General features: G+C 61.3%; 15 protein-coding genes. 11 read left to right on the top strand and 4 right to left on the bottom strand.

All coding sequences use genetic code 11. The features are described 5' to 3' along the window. Positions 1-47 precede the first annotated feature (47 nt). Together RL_RS22820 and RL_RS22815 are read left to right on the top strand one after the other, a co-directional pair. A complete protein-coding gene (locus tag RL_RS22820; protein WP_011653800.1) occupies positions 48-998 on the top strand; it encodes a GNAT family N-acetyltransferase in 951 nt (316 codons plus the stop codon). Between the two features lie 14 nt (positions 999-1,012). Further along, complete coding sequence (locus RL_RS22815) at positions 1,013-1,510, top strand: GNAT family N-acetyltransferase (protein ID WP_011653799.1); 498 nt, start codon at positions 1,013-1,015, stop codon at positions 1,508-1,510. Here the strand turns inward: RL_RS22815 and RL_RS22810 are convergent. Genes RL_RS22810 through RL_RS22800 form a run of 3 tightly spaced genes read right to left on the bottom strand, consistent with a single transcriptional unit; the run spans position 1,491 to position 5,019 of the window. After that, positions 1,491-2,423, bottom strand: coding sequence for a dihydrodipicolinate synthase family protein (locus RL_RS22810; RefSeq protein ID WP_011653798.1), 933 nt, complete (start codon positions 2,421-2,423; stop codon positions 1,491-1,493). The two genes, RL_RS22815 and RL_RS22810, sit on opposite strands and share 20 nt — an antisense overlap. A 14-nt stretch (positions 2,424-2,437) precedes the next feature. Next, positions 2,438-3,310 carry an amidohydrolase family protein gene (locus tag RL_RS22805; protein WP_011653797.1) on the bottom strand — a complete coding sequence of 291 codons (873 nt, stop codon included), beginning with the start codon at positions 3,308-3,310 and terminating at the stop codon, positions 2,438-2,440. Then, entirely contained in the window at positions 3,307-5,019 is a 1,713-nt protein-coding gene (locus RL_RS22800; protein ID WP_011653796.1) for an IlvD/Edd family dehydratase, read from the bottom strand. The genes RL_RS22805 and RL_RS22800 overlap by 4 nt, the downstream gene beginning before the upstream one ends. 240 nt (positions 5,020-5,259) lie before the next feature. Between RL_RS22800 and RL_RS22795 the strand changes: the two genes are divergently transcribed. Beyond that, positions 5,260-6,285: a Gfo/Idh/MocA family protein gene (locus tag RL_RS22795; RefSeq protein WP_011653795.1), complete on the top strand. Its 1,026-nt coding sequence runs from the start codon at positions 5,260-5,262 to the stop codon at positions 6,283-6,285. A 132-nt stretch (positions 6,286-6,417) separates the two neighbouring features. Then, complete coding sequence (locus tag RL_RS22790) at positions 6,418-7,089, top strand: GntR family transcriptional regulator (RefSeq protein WP_011653794.1); 672 nt, start codon at positions 6,418-6,420, stop codon at positions 7,087-7,089. A 55-nt stretch (positions 7,090-7,144) separates the two neighbouring features. On the opposite strand, the gene RL_RS22785 is transcribed toward RL_RS22790, so the two are convergent. Next, a complete protein-coding gene (locus tag RL_RS22785; RefSeq protein WP_041936493.1) occupies positions 7,145-8,773 on the bottom strand; it encodes a GH39 family glycosyl hydrolase in 1,629 nt (542 codons plus the stop codon). Between the two features lie 351 nt (positions 8,774-9,124). On the opposite strand from RL_RS22785, the gene RL_RS22780 reads away from it, so the two are divergent. From RL_RS22780 to RL_RS22750, 7 genes are all read left to right on the top strand, one after another. Further along, the gene (locus RL_RS22780; RefSeq protein ID WP_011653792.1) at positions 9,125-11,026 is read left to right on the top strand and encodes an ABC transporter substrate-binding protein; all 1,902 of its coding nucleotides are present in this window, start codon (positions 9,125-9,127) and stop codon (positions 11,024-11,026) included. Between the two features lie 67 nt (positions 11,027-11,093). After that, positions 11,094-12,098 carry an ABC transporter permease gene (locus tag RL_RS22775; protein ID WP_003543481.1) on the top strand — a complete coding sequence of 335 codons (1,005 nt, stop codon included), beginning with the start codon at positions 11,094-11,096 and terminating at the stop codon, positions 12,096-12,098. A 6-nt stretch (positions 12,099-12,104) separates the two neighbouring features. Beyond that, positions 12,105-12,962 carry an ABC transporter permease gene (locus RL_RS22770; RefSeq protein ID WP_041936492.1) on the top strand — a complete coding sequence of 286 codons (858 nt, stop codon included), beginning with the start codon at positions 12,105-12,107 and terminating at the stop codon, positions 12,960-12,962. A 4-nt stretch (positions 12,963-12,966) separates the two neighbouring features. Beyond that, positions 12,967-14,001 (top strand): ABC transporter ATP-binding protein, encoded by a 1,035-nt coding sequence (locus RL_RS22765; protein WP_011653790.1) that lies wholly within the window; start codon positions 12,967-12,969, stop codon positions 13,999-14,001. Next, a complete protein-coding gene (locus RL_RS22760) occupies positions 13,998-14,888 on the top strand; it encodes an ABC transporter ATP-binding protein (protein ID WP_011653789.1) in 891 nt (296 codons plus the stop codon). Before RL_RS22765 ends, RL_RS22760 begins: the two co-directional genes overlap by 4 nt. 106 nt (positions 14,889-14,994) lie before the next feature. Continuing rightward, positions 14,995-17,211, top strand: a complete 2,217-nt coding sequence (locus tag RL_RS22755) for a primosomal protein N' (protein ID WP_011653788.1) — start codon at positions 14,995-14,997, stop codon at positions 17,209-17,211. An 80-nt stretch (positions 17,212-17,291) separates the two neighbouring features. Beyond that, positions 17,292-17,681 carry a DUF4345 family protein gene (locus tag RL_RS22750; protein WP_011653787.1) on the top strand — a complete coding sequence of 130 codons (390 nt, stop codon included), beginning with the start codon at positions 17,292-17,294 and terminating at the stop codon, positions 17,679-17,681. Positions 17,682-17,931: the final 250 nt, after the last annotated feature.

The following is a 17,931-nucleotide window of genomic DNA, read 5'->3' as shown; positions in this document are numbered from 1 at the left end:
GATCATATTCAACTGCGATAGCTTATACCCCATAGACAGGATCTTTCATGGCACGGCGCGATTCCATGACGGCTTTCGGACAGCTCGCGGAAGCGATCGCTCTCGTTTCACAGGGAAAGCCCGGTCATATCGTCGATACGCTGATTGCCGAACGCGGCCAGAGGATCGTGAAAAATCCGCTCTGGCCGGTCATGCGGCCATTCCTCTATACGCTGCTGCGCTACAACAAAGCGCTCGAATTTGCCAATGCCGTCGCCAAAATGCCGGGCTTCCAGTCGTTCGAATATCTGAGCGACGTGCTGAAACTCGACATCGGCATCATCAATGGCGAACGCATTCCCGATACCGGCGGCTTCATCCTCGTTAGCAACCATCCGACCGGCATCGCCGACGGCGTTGCCGTGTTCGATCTTTTGAAAACGCGCCGGCCGGACATGATGTTCTTTGCCAATCGCGATGCCATCCGCGTCAATCCGCGCTTTGCCGAGATGATCATTCCCGTCGAATGGCGGGAGGAGCATAAGAGCAAGCTGAAAGCGCGCGAAACGCTGCAATTGACGAACCATGCGGTGAAGGAAGGCAAGGCGACAGTGCTCTTTCCCTCAGGCCGCATCGCCTATTGGGCGAACGGCCGGCTGAATGAACGTCCGTGGAAGACCTCGGCCGTCGGGCTGGCGCGTAAATACAATCTGCCGATCCTTCCCATCCATATGACGGCCCGCAATTCCGGCCTGTTCTACTGGCTGGCGAAGTGGTCGACCGAGCTTCGCGACATGACCGTGTTCCACGAACTGTTGAACAAACGCGGCGACCGCTTCGATTTCGTCATCGGCAACCTCATTCCTGCCGAACAGCTGGACGGCGACCTCAACGAGGTGACGAAGGCGCTGGAGAAACATACGGTGCACGACATGGCAGTCGATGGTGACGCGAGTTTCGTGCCGGTCGGCCTGCCGGCTGCGGCGATGCGCCGCGAGATTCCGGTTCCTGCAATCTAACCACCGGCATTGCCATGACGATCGATATCCGCAGGCTTCGCGATCGGTTGCTGCCGGAGATCGCTGATCTCGAAAGCGAGGCCCGGCGGGAGGGCCATCGCCATGTCGCCCGCCTTATCGACGAATGGTCGACCGGCGATAACAGGTTCGAACATCACGGCGAAGGGCTGCTTGGCGCCTATGTCGGTGACGCGCTCGTGGGCATCGGCGGCATGACCGTCGACTCCGCCATGTCAGGGGCGCTGCGGATGCGGCGTTTCTACATTCATCCGGCAATGCGTGGGCGCGGCATCGGCCGGATGCTTGCCCTGGCTCTGCTCGACCATGCGCGTTCCTTCTGCATCGTCGTCACCGTTCATGCGGGAAACGATGGTGCGGCGAAGTTCTGGGAGTCGCTCGGGTTTCAGCCTCACGGACGAGATGGACATACCCATCTGCTCGCGCTGCAGCACCATAGCGATGATCCAGCGGCTTCGAATTTGCGCCAGTGTATTACGCCCCGATCTCCTTGAGGCGGATGGTCTGGCGTGCCAGCAGCCGTTCGACATCGGCAATATCGAGCGCCGAGAGCTTGGCGCCCGGCTTGCGCAGGGTGGCGGACTTGATCACGCCGCGCTTGGCAAGCACATATTTGCGCGAGGCAAGACCGATGCCCTGCTGCTGTTCGTAGCGGGCGAGCGGCAGATAGGCATCGAAGATCGCATGGGCGCGATCGGGATTTCCGGCGGCATAGGCGTCGACGACACCAACCATCATCTCCGGATAACAAAAGCCGGTCATGGCGCCATCAGCGCCGCGGCCCATCTCTTCGGGCAGGAAAAGCCCGCCATTGCCGCAGAGGATGGAGATGCGCCGCATGGTGCCCTTGTCGCTGGCGGCGCGAAGTGCCGAGATCTTCGACAGACCCGGCCAATCTTCATGTTTGAGCATGACGCAGTTCGGCACCTCGTTGACGATGCGCTCGATGACCTTGGGCGCGATCGTCACATTGGTGGTGAGCGGGTAATCCTGCAGCACGAAGGGCGTATTGCCCAGGGCCTCGCCCACCGACTGGTAGAAGGCGAAAGCCTGATCGTCGGTCTTGACGGTCCAGGGCGGAGCAACCATGACACCGGCAGCGCCTTGGTCCATGACGGCTTCGGCGAGTTCGCTCATCGGCGCAAGCCCTGGCGCCGACACGCCGACGACGACGGGAAGGCGCCCGTCGAGGCGCTTCAGCACCCGTTCGACGACTGTCCGCGATTCCTCGGCGGTCAGCTTCGGAGCCTCGCCGAGCTGACCAAGCACCGTCAGGCCGGTGACACCGGCGCCTTCGTAGAAGTCGACCATGCTGTCGATGCTGGCGAGATCGAGCGCGCCGTCATCGGTGAAGGGGGTTACGGCGATCACATAGACGCCCTTGGCATCTTCAGTCAGTCTGGCCATTGGTGCTCTCCAATTCAGCGGCCGAAGAACAGCGCTTCGGCATTTCGGACAAAAATCTTTTCAGCAACCGCGGGGTCGTCGATGGCGGCTTGCATGGTCTCTACCAGCTCAGTGTCATCGGGCATGCCGTCCCACAATTCGGTGTGCGGCCAATCGCTGCCCCAGAGCAGCCTTTCCGCGTGGCTGGCGGCAAGAGCGCAGGCGACCTCGGCAAAACCGTCGTAATTCACATCCTTCGTCAGACGATAGGGCGCGGTTACTTTGACGTAGGCCTCGGCTCTGTCCATCAGTCTTTTCAGCGCATCGACATGCAATGATCTCGTCTCTCTGGCAAGCGGAATGAAGCCGAGATGGTCGATGACGATGGGCAGGCGGATGCCGGACAGCGGTGCCGCAATATCGGGAAGTTGTTCGGGATTGATCTGCAACTGCAGCGACCAGCCGAGAGGGGCAATGCTTTCCGCCAGTGTCCTGGCGGCGGCGAGTGGGAGGCCGCCCTTATTGCGCGTATTGATCCGCACGCCGCGCACGCCGAGCCGGTCGAGCCGTTCTATCTCGGTTTCTGCGGTTTCGGGATCGATGACGACGATGCCGCGCAGACGATCTGGATAGGCGGCCAGCGCCTCGAGCAGCACCCTGTTGTCGAGGCCATAGACGCTGGGCTGCACCAATACGCCCCTGGCGATGCCGAGATTGCCGGAGAATTCGATCCAGTCGGAAATCGTCGCGATGTCAGGCGTGTAGCTGCGTGGGGTGTTGAGCGGAGCGCCGGCGCGAAAGACGTGGAAATGCGTATCGACCGTGCCTTGCGGCAGTGCCGCCCGCGGCAACCGCGTCAGCGGCCGGCGGGGCAGGCAAAGCGGTGCCTCCATATCAGCGGCGCTCATCGCGCGTCGAGCTCCTCGCTTTGCAGGAAGTCGAAATCGGCGCCTTCGTCAGCCTGGAGCACGCGCTGCTGGTAGAGCTTGGCATAGCCGCGCGCCGGGGCCGGGGAGGGCCGATTGACGACATCAAGCATGCGGCGATCGAATTCCGCCTGGTCGATATCGAGATCGATACGCCGGCCCTCGACGTCGAGGCGAATGCGATCGCCGGTGCGGACGATCGCCAGGGGCCCGCCATCGGCCGCCTCAGGCGCGATATGGAGGATGATCGTGCCGAAGGCCGTGCCGCTCATGCGGGCATCGGAAATCCGCACCATGTCCTTCACACCCTGCCGCGCGAGCTTGCGGGGGATGGGTAGATAGCCGGCTTCCGGCATGCCGGGCGCACCCTTTGGCCCGGCATTGCGCAGAACCAGAACATCGTCGGCATTGACGTCGAGATCGTCACTGTCGATGCGCAGCGTCATATCCTCGACGGTATCGAAGACCACGGCGCGTCCGATATGCTGGAGCAGTTCCTTGGAGGCAGCCGATTGTTTGATGACGGCGCCGCGCGGCGCAAGATTGCCGTACAGGACGGCGATCGTTCCGGTCGGCTTCAACGGTTTCTCGACGGTGCGGATGATGGTCTGGCCCGGCTCGTCGACGACATCGTCGATGATTTCGCCGATTGTTCTGCCGTAGATCGTCGGGGCGCTGCCGTCGATTTCATGGCGCACCGCCTTCAACAATGCCGGGACGCCGCCCGCCTCGTGGAACTGCTCCATATAATGCTGGCCGGAGGGCTGCAGGTCGACGAGCAGGGGAATGCTTCGGCCCAGCCGGTCGAGTTCGGCCATGTCGAGGCGCAGCCCGAGGCGACCGGTTATCGCGGCAAGATGGACGACGGCATTGGTCGAGCCGCCCATCGCCTGCAGCGCGACGAGACCGTTGCGGATTGCCTGCGGCGTCAGGATATCGCGTACGATTGGGGAAGCCTCATCCATGGCGAGACGCGCGGCGACACGGCCCGTCTCCTCTGCCAAGCGAACCCGTTCGGATTCGACGGCGGGCGCCGAACCGGCGCGGGGAAGGCAGAGCCCCATGACCTCGGTCAGGTTCGCCATGGTGCTCGCTGTGCCCATCACCGTACAGGTGCCGATCGAGCTGGCCAGCTTGTTGTTGACCTCGGCGATCTCGGCCTCGTCGATCTCTCCGGCGCGGAAGCGTCCCCAGAAGCGGCGGCAATCCGTGCAGGCGCCAAGCCGTTCGCCCTTGTGGTGGCCGACGGCCATCGGCCCGGTCGGCAGGAAGATCGCCGGTATCTCGCTACTGGCGGCCGCCATGATCTGGGCCGGCAGGGTCTTGTCGCAGCCGCCGATCAGGACGACTGCATCCATCGGCTGGGCGCGGATCATCTCTTCCGTTTCCATCGCCATCAGATTGCGCAGATACATCGAGGTCGGCGAGGCAAAGCTCTCGTGGATCGAGATCGTCGGAAACACCATGGGCATCGCTCCCGCCAGCATCACGCCGCGCTTGGTTGCCTCGATGAGTTGCGGCACATTGCCGTGACAGGGATTGAAATCACTATAGGTATTGGCGATGCCGACGATCGGACGGTCGAGCGCATCGTCCGAATAACCCATGGCCTTGATGAATGCTTTGCGCAGGAAAAGGGAGAATCCCTGATCGCCATAACTCGTCAGCTTGCGGCGAAGACCGTTCGACAAACCTGTTCCTCCCTCGCCAAATTGATCCATGGCCGTGGTGTCAGCGTAGAGGGATACGGAGGATTGTCAATAAATAAGATGGTGTCACTGTATCGTATTTTTGGATTTCTTCGGCGATCACCATAAAATACAACGGGAATCTCCGCAATTCGTACTTTCGTTCGATAATCGACCGATTGGCTTTTGCGACGAAGCAGGATAGATTATTGATAAAATGGGATTGAATACAGAGGAAGCGCGATGATGGGAACGGAACGACGGCGTATCGGCATTATCGGCGCCGGCTGGGTCAGTGGCTACCATCTGCCTGCATGGATGCGGCAATCGGAAAGAGCCGAGGTCGTGGCGATTGCCGACCCGTCGCCAGGCGCCATCGAAGCCCGGCTTGCCGCCTTCGATATCGCGCGCAGCTATGCGAGCGCGCAGGCGATGCTGGATGCCGAGCAGCTCGATGCCGTTGATATCTGCGCGCCGCGGGAATTCCATGTCGAACTGGTCCGGCTGGCGGCAGCAAAAGACCTCGACATCATCTGCCAGAAGCCGCTCGCACCCTCCTACGGCGAGGCGGTCGACCTGCTGGCAAGCCTTTCCGGCAGGGGCAGGCTGATGATCCACGAGAACTGGCGGTTCCGCGCTTATTATCGGCGGCTGAAGGCGTGGCTCGACGAGGGGCTTGCCGGCGAGATCCGCCAGGTGCAATTCGAATTCCTGTCCAGCGGCATGATCGCGGATGCGGAGGGAAAGAGACCGGCGCTGGTGCGCCAGCCGTTCTTCCGGACGCAGCAGCGATTGCTGGTCATGGAGGTCATGATCCATCATCTCGATACGCTGAGATATCTTCTGGGCGAGATGGAGGTGGTCAGTGCCGGGCTTGAGAGGAGCAATTGCGATATTGTCGCGGAGGATGTCGCAAGCGTCGTCCTGCGCCGGACGAGCGATGGCGTTCTCGTCACCATCAATGCCAATCTCGCCGTGCATGGCGCGCCGCCGGCGCCGCGCGATCACCTACGCATCTTCGGGGCGCGCGGCACGCTCGAACTTAACGGCAATCTGCTCACGGCCGAGGGTGCGCAGCAGCGCCGGGAAAGCTTCGATCCTGACGAGACCTACCAGGGCGCCTATGACGCAACCATTGCGCATTTCCTCGACAGCCTCGATGGAAAGGTGGCGATGGAGACATCGCCGGACGATAACATCAAGACGCTTGCGCTTGTCGAGGATATCTATCGCCTGAGCCGGTTCGACCCGGAACGCAATCCACCGTAACATGGCCCGCCGTTAGAGCGCCGCGCGTCCGACAGGACGCGCTAAGGACGCTCTATCACATTAAATTGGCGCATAATCCCTTTCCGAAAATCGACTTCGATTTTCGGGGTTATGCTTCAGAGGAGATGACATTTGCAGACGCTCAACGAAAGCCGCGAAGACGGCATCGAGCATGATGATCTAAGCATTGCCCGCGCGCTGGAAGAGGACATCATTTTCGGGCGGCTGGCGCCCGGAACCCGTCTGACCGAAGACGCGCTCCTTGCCCGCTTTCATGTCACGCGCCATTTCGCCCGGCAGGCGATCGTGCAGCTGGAGACGATGGGCATCGTGGTGCGGGAGCGCAACAAGGGGGCGACGGTCCGTTCGCTGACGGCTCGCCAAGTCCAGGAAATCTACGACGTTCGTGAGTTGCTGCAACGGCAGGCAGCACTGTGGATAAGGCTGCCGGCGCCAGAGGCGTTGATCGAGGAGCTGCTGGCGCTACACGAGGAGCATGGCCGCCACATCGAATCCGGCTATCTCAGGGGTGTGCACGAGGCCAACGACAAATTCCACCTGACGCTGTTCGGCGCCTGCGGCAATACGCATCTGGTGCAATCGATCGAGCTTTATATGCGGCTCAGCCTGCCGGTGCGTGCCAATTCGATGTCGAGCAAGGAATCGCTGCGCATCTCGCACGAGCACCACCGGCTGATGATCGAGATGCTGCGCGGTGGGGATAACTGGGTTCTCGCCCAACTCTGCGTAGACCATCTGCAGCCGAGCAAGAAACGCTATCTTGCCTATGTCAGCGAGAATTGACCGGTCGTTTGAAAGGGAGCGCAATCATTCGATTGCGCTCCCTTCGCCTACCGGCTCACCAATCGAGGCGCAGGAGAGACACGCCTTGACGCGGTAGGGAGACCTTGAGGGCGATCTTGCCGTCATCGACCTTGACCGACGCCTGACCGCCGATCTCGGCGAGCTGTCCCGAGGCCTCCAGCCTGGCATAGTCTTCGGCGGCCGGATTCTGCGGCTTGCCCATCGCTTTCCAGACGCCAAAGGCATTGGAATGCTCCTCGTCCATCCTGAAATGCCTGAGCGAGGCGGATTTGTCGCCCCAGCCGTCGAGATTGACCGTGATGTCTGCGGACGGCCCGGCTTCATCATCGTCGTGGTAATGCCAGACGAGAATGGAGACGCCCTTGTCGTCGCGGGTCGCCACGACGTTGACATCGGGCTTGCCGCGAACGCCATGGCTCATGATATCTTCGATATCACGGCGATAATCGCTTTCCGATTCCAGCCATTCGCCGCCGAGTTTGCCGAGCATGCGGAAGCCGTTGAGGACAGCCTTGTCGACGCCGTTGGTGGCAAGATCGCGGAAGCCGTCGAAATAGGGCTGGTCGTCGAAGAGGAAGGCCCAGGTGACCGCGCCTTCGATATGGATGTTGGCGCGTCTTGCTAGCTCATAGGTGCGGATCATGCTTTCCACGACATAGACGCCGTAGAGCGGGCCGTTGCGATAGCCGTTCTGCGGATGGACGCGTGCGGAGCAGGCGGCACAGCCTTCCGGATCGGATTCGCCGATCACCACGGGCAGGTGGCGGAGTTCCGGAAACTCATTGATGATGGCAAGGTTCGTCTCGATGTCGCGGAGCTGCTTGTGCAGGCCCATCCGCACGTGACCCTCGTAGATCACCGGATTGCCCTTGGCGTGGAAGGCGAGGAAATCGATCGGCGACTTGTTGTCGACCACGTGCTTGAGGAAGGCGCGCAGAAAGGTCTGGGCTTTTTCATTGGCAAAGGCGCCGCAGGTGTGCGGCCCGCCGACGCGGGCCTTCGGAAGCGCGCGCTTCAAGGCCTTGGCGCTGACGTCATACATCTCGCAAAATTGCGGGATGGTGCCGGTCCAGTAGTGACCGTCCGGCTCGTTCCACACTTCCCATGGCCAGCTTGAAACGACGTCCTCGCCATATCTTTCGGCCAGATGGCGCGCCCATGCTTCGATCAGGTCGCCCCATTTCTTCAGGTCCGTCGGCGGGGCCGTCCAACCGGTGGTAATCGTTGCGTATTTGTCGGCCGGCTCCCATTGGTGGCGATAAGGGCCGTCGAAGTCGGAGAGCGCTTCGGGCGTGAAGCCGATCTGAATCAGCGGAATGTTGCCGGCTTCGACATAGGTGTCGAAGATCTTGTCGATGATTGCCCAGTCATAGACCGGATTGCCGTTCGCATCCTCGGTATAGGCATTGGTCGAACCCCATTTGAGGGCAGGCAGGCCATCGCCGCTGGTCAGAAGATTGTGCGCGCGGATACGGGGCGGCTCGGGGCTGAGCTCTGTCAGTTCCTTGAGCAGCTTCCTGCCGTGCGGGGAGTAAGTGTAGTTCGGCTCGTCGTAACCGAACCAGTTCCACAAAGGTTCGTATTTGCCGGTCGGCCGGTTGGCGTGAACGGAGATTGTCACGTCATAGGGGCTGCTCATCCTGGTGTCCTCTTGAACGGTCATGCCAAAGCCTCCTCCCGAAAGCAGCTGACCTCTCTGGTGATGAAGTACGGCCACTTGGGAGGGCGCCGCGCTCGCCGCAAAAGCTAAGCCAAACGCTCACTTTGTCAATAATATAAAAAAGCACATCGCTACCCTGCGTCAAAAATGCCTGAAAATGCGCTATTTTTTTCAGTCTGCAAAATTATCAGTTGCCGTTTCTCAAAAAATTGTCGATAACTATGGCGTGAGTTCGCCCGCCGCCGAGGAGTGCATGTGTCCCTGCGGCACGTGCAGGCAGGGGTTCGCTGGACGCTATCGTCAATTGATTACGGGAAGCGCTCGCCGTGGCGAGTTGAGGAGGAGGAACATCCGATGAAGTTCCGTAAATATGTAGCCATTGCCTTATTGTCGCTCATCGCCCTTCCGGCATTTGCGCAGGATTTCATTGCCGGCATACCGCGCAACGAAACGCTGATCATCCAGGGCACGCCGCAGCAGAATGCCGACTGGTTCAACGTCTGGGCTCCGGGCGGCGGGGCGGCGGCAAACCTCAACGGCCTGCAACAGCTGACCACCGATACGCTGTGGTTCATCAATCCCGAGGGCGGCAAGGATGCCTGGCAGAATGCGCTGGCCAGCGAACCGCCGAGCTACAACGCCGAATTCACCGAGATGACGGTGAAATTGCGCAAGGGCATCTTCTGGAGCGACGGCGTCGAATTCACCAGCGACGACGTGGTCTATACCGTGCAGACGCAGATCGATCATCCCGGCATGGCCTGGAGCGCGCCCTTCACCGTCAATGTCGCCAGCATCGAAAATCCGGATCCGCAGACGGTCGTCTTTCATCTGAAGAAGCCGAACTCGCGCTTCCATACGCTTTTCACGGTGCGCTGGAATGCCGCCTGGATCATGCCGAAGCACGTCTTCGAGAAGGCCGCAGATCCGCTGTCCTTCAACAATAATCCGCCGGTTTCGCTCGGGCCCTACCAGTTGCAAAGCTATGACAAGGGCGGCAACTGGACGATCTGGAAGCTGCGCGACGACTGGCAGCGCACGTCGATCGGCCTGGCTGCGGCACAACCGCCCGAGGTCAAATACGTGGTCTATCGGGCCGCCGGCAATCCGGAAGCTCGCGTCATCGAACAGCGCAACCACAATCTCGACGTCATCAACGACATGGCGCCCGAGGGCATGTTCTCGATCATGCGCGACAGCAAGAGCACGGCCTCCTGGCTAAAGGGCTTTCCTTTCGCGCATCCGGACCCGACGCTGCCTTCCGTTCTCTTCAATACGAAGAAGGCGCCCTTCGACAACAAGGACGTGCGCTGGGCTCTCGCTCTGCTGATCGATATCCGCGAAGTGGCGCTCGGCTCCTACCGCGGCGCGGCCAATATCGCCGCCCTTGCCACGCCGCCGACGGGTTCTGCCCCGGACGATTATTACGCACCGATGCAGGACTGGCTGACGAATTTCGAGCTCGACACCGGATCCCGCAAGATCAAACCCTACGATCCGAACATCTCGGCGCAGATCGCCAATATGGTGCGCGGCCAATGGGCCGATCAGATCCCGACCGATCCGGCCAAGCTGCAGCGCACATTCGGCTTCGGCTGGTGGAAGAAGGACGTTGAGGCTGCAACCGAGCTGCTGCAGAAGGCAGGCTTCAAGAAAAGCGGCCGCCAGTGGGTGAAGCCTGACGGCACGCCCTTTGCGATCCGCCTGCAGGTGGAAGGCGATGCCATCCCGACGCTTGCCCGCGCCGGCACGGTGATCGCCCAGCAATGGACGCAAGCCGGCATCGCCACCAAGGTCGATGTCGCCGGCCCGACCAATGGCCAGCGTCTCAGCACCGGCGACTTCGAGGCGGCGATCTACTGGAGCATCGAGACCTGGGGCGGCCATCCCGACCTCTCCTTCTTCCTCGACAGCTATCATTCGGAGTTCATCAAGCCGGTCGGGCAGATCCAGCCGCCGCGAAATCTGCAGCGTTGGCAGGATCCGCGTCTCGACCAGATTATCGAGCGCAATCGGTCGATCGCCTTCGATTCGCCCGATGTCGCCAAGCTCGGCCAGGACTTCCTGAAGCTTGCCGTCGAGGAAATGCCGATGATCCCGCTGATGGCCTACAACAAGTTCGCTCCGCTCGATACGACCTACTGGACCAACTATCCGAGCGCCGACAATCCCTATTCGGCCTCGGGTCCGAACTGGTCGAACATTCGCTACATGGTGGTCGGGCTGAAGGCCAATCCGGATGCGCCGAAGCCTTGATCGAGGCACAACAAAGGAAACAGCCGGCCGCCGGCTGTTTCCGTTCTGCTATTGAAGGGTCGATGTCATGAACGGCTTTCTGATCTATGCGGCAAAACGCTTTCTGCAATTTCTCTTCGTGGTCTTCACCGGCATCACGCTGGCCTTCCTGATCGCGCATTTTTCGCCGGTCGATCCGATCGAGCAGACCGTGTCGCTGTTGACGAGCTTCGGTTCCACCGATCCGCAGGCCGTCGAAATCCTCCGCGAATCGCTGCGCGAGCTCTACGGCACCGGCGGCCCGCTGCTGGAGCAGTATTTCACCTTCTGGGGCCGTGTCCTGACCGGCGATTTCGGCCCGTCGCTTTCGTCTTTTCCGACCCCGGTGATGACCGTTATCGGCCGGGCGCTGCCCTGGACCGTCGGGCTTCTGACGCTCGCAACGATCATTTCCTGGATCATCGGCAATTTTCTCGGCGCGCTTGCCGGCTATTTCCGCAGCAGCAAGCTGCTGAAGGTCGCCGGCATCGTCATCATGGCGCTGCAGCCGATCCCGACCTACATCATCGGTCTCAGCCTGGTGATCCTCTTCGGTTTCATCTGGCCGATCCTGCCGATCAGCGACGGCGCGCAGGTCAATCTCGCGCCGGCCTTCAACTGGGCCTTCATCAGCTCGGTGATCGAACACGGCATCCTGCCGGCCCTGACCCTCGTGCTCGTGGGCATCGGCGGCTGGTTCATCTCGATGCGCTCGCTGGTTTCCAACATCGTCACCGACGACCACGTCGTCTATGCCGAACTTGGCGGCGTGCGCTCGCGCAGCATCTTTTCGCAATATGTGGCGCGCAACGCCATGCTGCCGCAGGTCACGGGCCTGGCGCTCAGTCTCGGCAATGTCTTCGGCGGCGCCGTCATCGTCGAGTTCGTCTTCAATTATCCCGGGATCGGCAAGCTTCTGATCTCCGGCATCTATTCCGGCGATTACAGCCTCGTGCTCGGTGTCACGACAATCGCCATCATCGCGGTTGCCGCCGCGGTCTTCGTGATCGACATCATCTATCCGCTGATCGATCCACGCGTGAAACTGGGGTAATCCGTGATGTTCAAAGTCCTCAGAGACCTGCTGCGCTACAACAAGGAGTTCCTGGTCGGAACCATCCTGATCGCTATCATCCTGGCGTTGATCGTGGCGTCGTTCTTCTCGCCCTATGACGAGAATGCCATCTATGTCGTTGCGCCCGACATGCCGCCTTCGGCCGAATTCTGGCTCGGCACAACCTCGCGTGGCCAGGAGGTTTTCTGGCAGATCGCCGCCTCGATGCGCAATACGCTGTTCTTCGGCATCATCGTCGCCTTCGTCAGCCGCATCATCGCCATCGCCGTCGGGCTGATCTCCGGTTATATCGGTGGGCGGACCGACCAGATCATCATGGCGGTCAACGATACGCTCGGCGCACTGCCGAACATTCCGATCCTGCTGCTTCTGGTCTTCGTGCTTCGCGACCAGATGACGTGGTTCATGCTGGCGATCACCGCAGCGCTGCTCGGCTGGACGCACGACAGCCGCCTGATCCGTTCCGTCGCCCTGTCTCTCCGTCAGCGGGAATTCACCCGGCACGCGGTCTTTTCGGGCATGCGCACACGGCAGATCCTCATCCGCGAACACCTGCCCTATGTCATGCCGATCGTCTTCTTCACGACGATGAACAACATGATCTGGGCGATCGGTCTCGAGGTGACACTCTCGGTGCTCGGATTTTCCGACATCAACCGGCCGACGATCGGCGGCATGATCTACTGGGCCAATGCGCATTCCGCGATGGTATCGGGCATATGGTGGTGGGTCGCCTTTCCGATGCTCTTCGTCGTCATTCTGTTCCTCGGCCTGTTCATGCTCGCCATGTCGGTGAACGAATATATCGACCCGCGCTCGCGGCTCGCCCGCATGGGAGCTTGAGGAGATGCAGAACCTGATGAGGACGCAGCCTTTGACGCTTGCCGAAAACACCGTGGACGCACTGACAATCGACGGGCTGAAATGCTACTACGTCAACGACTATTTCGGTGTGCGGCGGGAAATCCGCGCAGTCGACGATATCAGCCTGACCATCCGCAAGAACGAGATCTACGGCATTGCCGGCGAATCCTCGAGCGGCAAGACATCGCTGATCAAAACGCTTGCCGGCGCCATCCGCCCGCCGATGCGCGTCGTCGGCGGGACGGTGAAATTCAATTTTGCCGACGGGCCGATCGATGTCTACGGCGAACCGGCGAAGATGAAGGCGGCACGCTGGCGTCACCTCTCCTATATCATGCAGGGTTCGATGAACGTGCTGAACCCGGTCAGAAGGGTCAAACACGCCTTCACCGATTTCGCCTCCCGCCATATGAACCTCGATCCCGCCGCCTTCCGGGCACGCGTCGAGGCGCATCTTGCCAGGCTGCATCTCGATCCGCATGTGCTCGAGGCCTTTCCGCATCAGCTTTCGGGCGGCATGCGCCAGCGTCTGACGATTGCTCTCGCCACTGTCTGCGAGCCGGAATTCATCATCGCCGACGAGCCGACGACGGCGCTCGACGTGCTCGTGCAGCAGGACGTGCTGGCGCTGATCAAGGAAGTGCAGGCCCGCATGCAGTCCTCGGTCATCTTCGTGACCCACGACATGTCGGTACATGCCGCCATCACCGACCGGCTGGCCATCATGTATGCGGGACGGCTGGCGGAGGAGGGGCCGACGCAGGCGATCTTCGACAATCCCCAGCATCCCTACACCGTCCACCTGATCGGCAGCCTGCCGCGCATTGGCGACGTCTCGACGCGAAAGAGCCTCAGGGGCAAGCCGCCGGCACTTTCGGATCCGCCTTCGGGATGCCGTTTCCATCCGCGCTGTCCGATCGCGATCGACAAATGCGCACGTGAAGTGCCGGCCATGCTGCCGAGCGCCACAGGAGGGCGGGTCGCATGCTTCCGTGCCGGGGAGTACCAGATCCAATGAGCAGCCATTTCCTTCTCGAACTCGATCATGTGAGCAAGCTCTTTCCGATCGGCGGTTTCTTCTCGCGCGAAAAGATGAAGGCGGTCGACGATGTCAGTTTTGCCCTCAGCGCCGACAAGCCCGAGATATTCACGATCGTCGGTGAATCCGGCTCCGGAAAATCGACGCTGGCGAAGATGATTCTCGGCAGCGAAAAGGCCGATCGGGGCAGCATTCATTTCGACGGTACGGATGTGAAGGCGGTGCGTTCCCGCAGGGATCGCGAGGCTTTCATGGCCAAGGTTCAGCCGGTCTTTCAAAATCCGTTCGAAGCTTTCAATCCGCTGACGCGGATCGACGAGTATCTGCTGGCCACCGCCCATCGCTTCAAGGGAGCAAAGAGCCGCGCCGAGAAAGAGGCGCTTGCCGACGTTGCCCTCCAACGCGTCGGCCTGTCGATGGCGGAGATAAAGGGCCGCTTCTCGCACGAGCTTTCAGGCGGGCAATTGCAGCGCATCGCCGTCGCTCGTGCGCTGATACCGGAGCCGAAGCTGATCGTGGCGGACGAGCCGGTCTCGATGGTCGACGCATCGCTTCGCATGTCGATCGTCAATCTCTTCCGTGATCTGCGCGATGCGCTCAACGTCTCGATCGTCTACATCACCCATGACCTTGCGACCGCCTATTACATTTCCGACCGCGTGGTGATCATGCGCAAGGGCGTGGTGGTGGAGAGCGGCGATGCCAGGGAGGTGCTGGAAAATCCGAAACACGCCTATTCGATCGCGTTGAAGAATGCCGTGCTGCCGCCTGATCCCCGCGAGGCGTCGGCGATCCTGCGTCTGCGGCAGCGCAATGCCGAGACAAGTGAAGCCACTTCCGGCAGTGGCGACCGCCTTGCCAGGTGAAGCGCAATTTCTGACCTTCACTGTTTAAATCGTCGCGATGACCCGGAACGCGTCACTCCGTCTTTGCGGTTCCAATTCCATCGATTTGCGGGCATGGTCTCGCGCGATGAGCACAGATTCGTCCGATCTCTTTGGCGCGCTTTTCGAGGCACCGCCCGCGAACCGAACGGTTCCGGTGCTGGTGCCGATGCCGGCGCCGAAACCCTATTCCTATTCGGTGCCGGATGGCATGGCGGTCGAGCCCGGCTCGGTCGTGCAGGTGCCGCTCGGGCCGCGGCAGGTGATCGGCGTCGTCTGGGACAGCGGCGAGGACGGCGTCGATCCGAAGAAGCTTCGACCGATCAGCCATGTCTTCGACTGCCCGCCGCTTGCCAGGGAGATGCGGGATTTCATCGATTGGGTGGCGACTTATACGCTCTCGCCGCCCGGCCTCGTCGCGCGCATGGCGCTGCGGGCGCCGAACGCCTTCGAGCCGGAACCGATGGTGGAGGGGTTGAAGCTCGTCGGCGGCGAACCGGAGCGGATGACGCCGGCGCGCGCCCGGGTCCTCGATACGGCCTCCGACGGCTTTTCCTGGACACGCAGCGGCCTTGCCCATGCGGCGGGTGTCTCGACGAGTGTCGTCGACGGGCTGATCACACTCGGCATCTTCGAGACTGTATTCCTGCCGCCGCCGCCGGTCGTTGCGATGCCGGATCCGGATTTTGCCGCCGCACGTCTCGAAGGGCCGCAGAAGCAGGCGGCCGAAGAGATCGTTTCCGACGTCCGCAAGGGCGAATTTTCGGTGTCGCTGATCGACGGGGTAACCGGCTCCGGCAAGACGGAGGTTTATTTCGAGGCGATTGCCGAGACGCTGAAACGCGGCAAGCAGGTGTTGATCCTGCTGCCGGAGATCGCGCTAACGGCCAGTTTCATGGAGCGCTTCCAGGACCGCTTCGGGGCAAAGCCTGCCGAATGGCATTCCGATCTTGCGCCGCGCATGCGCGAAAAGGTCTGGCGCCAGGCGGTGACCGGCGAGGTGCGCGTCGTGGCGGGGGCTCGCTCGGCGCTCTTCCTGCCCTTCGAGGATCTCGGCCTGATCATCGTCGACGAGGAACACGATCCCGCCTACAAGCAGGAGGATCGCGTCTTTTACAATGCTCGCGATATGGCCGTCGTGCGCGGCCGCATCGGCGATTTCCCCGTCATTCTGGTGTCGGCGACGCCGTCGGTCGAAAGCCAGGTCAACGGCCAGAGCGGACGCTACAGCACCGTCCACCTGCCGACGCGTTTCGGCGATGCGGCGATGCCGGACCTGCATCTGGTCGATATGCGCAGGCACGCGCCGGAGCGGGGCGGCTTCCTGTCGCCGGTGCTGATCCGGGCGATCGGCAAGACGGTGGAAAAACGCGAACAGGCGCTGCTGTTTCTCAACCGGCGCGGTTATGCGCCTCTGACGCTCTGCCGGGTCTGCGGCCATCGGTTCCAATGCCCGCAATGTTCGAGCTGGCTGGTGGAGCATCGTTTCCGCAAGCAGCTGCAATGCCATCAATGCGGCCATGCCGAGCGCACGCCGGAGGCATGCCCGGAATGCGGCACGCTCGACCATCTCGTCGCCTGCGGGCCAGGCGTCGAGCGCATCGCCGAGGAGGTGGAACGGCATTTTCCGGAGGCGCGGACGATCGTTCTCTCCTCGGATATCATGGGCGGGGTGAAGCGGCTGCGGCTGGAGCTGGAAGCGATCGCCAAGGGCGAAGCCGATATCGTCATCGGCACCCAGCTTGTGGCCAAGGGCCACAATTTTCCGCTGATGACGCTGGTCGGCATCGTCGATGCCGATCTCGGCCTTGCCAACGGCGACCCGCGCGCGGCCGAGCGCACCTTCCAGCTTTTGTCGCAGGTGACCGGCCGGGCCGGGCGCACCGGACTCAAGAGCCATGGGCTGCTGCAGACCTACCAGCCGCAGCATCCTGTCATGCAGGCAATTGTCTCCGGCGATTCCGACGCTTTCTACGAGCGCGAGATCACCGAACGCGAACGCGCCCTATTGCCGCCCTTCGGCAGGCTCGCCTCGATCATCGTTTCTGCCGAAACCCGCCACGACGCCGAAAACCATGCGCGCGGCATGCGCAACGCCGCACCGCAGGTGTCGGGCATCTCGGTGCTCGGCCCGGCCGAAGCGCCGCTTGCGCTGGTGCGCGGCCGCCATCGCTTCCGTCTTTTGGTCCACGGCCGGCGGAACTCTGACATGCAGGGCTTTCTGCGGGTAATGCTCTCACAATCGCCCAAAGAGCGCGGATCGGTGCAGGTGCAGCTGGATATCGATCCGCAGAGTTTTCTCTAATTCAAATGACGCCGCCATTCCCTCCTTTTTCGGCCCATGTCATAAAACACTGATTCATCCGAGTGATTTGGGGCTGGCGCATGGAGTTTTACTTTCCGACCGAGCTTGGCGAGCAGCTTGCCTTTTGCTCCGCCGCTTTCACGGCACTTGCCGGCTTCATCATGATGTTCGCGCCGGGCCAAACTTTCCGTCTTCTCGGTCTGCAGGCGCAGGAGGGGCGGCCGGAAGGCTTCGGCGAGGGACGCTCGATGGGTGGTTTCTATCTCGGTTTCGGGCTGTCGGCGATCATGCTCGCCCAGGATTGGATCTACATGGCGCTCGGCGCCTCCTTCGCGATGGCGGCCTTTGCCCGTATCATCTCGATCCTGTCTGATAAGGGGAGTAATCTCGTCAACTATTTACTTTTGGTTGTGCAGATCGCCTTAGCCGCGCTACCGCTGCTCTACGTCTTCGGCTTTACCCAGACGTAAGTCTCGCTGCCGACAGACGGCTTGTTCGGCCTGCTTCCAGGCCATTGCGCAATTTTGCGGACAGAAATTCATATGAAAGGCGTATTCGGGCGTTACGCGTGTTGCGAGTCCGAACATCCTATGTTAGACGGACCCCGAATTTCGGAAGAAGCAAGAGGCTTCTCTTGTGATTTCTGGGGGAAATCAAAACGAATTCAAGATCATAGGTTCGGCGCCCGCCGAGAGCCGGATTTTGGGTTGAAATCAGGGA

Origin of the sequence: Rhizobium johnstonii 3841 (assembly GCF_000009265.1) — a bacterium.
Taxonomy (GTDB): Bacteria; Pseudomonadota; Alphaproteobacteria; order Rhizobiales; family Rhizobiaceae; genus Rhizobium; species Rhizobium acaciae.
This window is presented reverse-complemented; position numbering and strand designations above follow the sequence as displayed.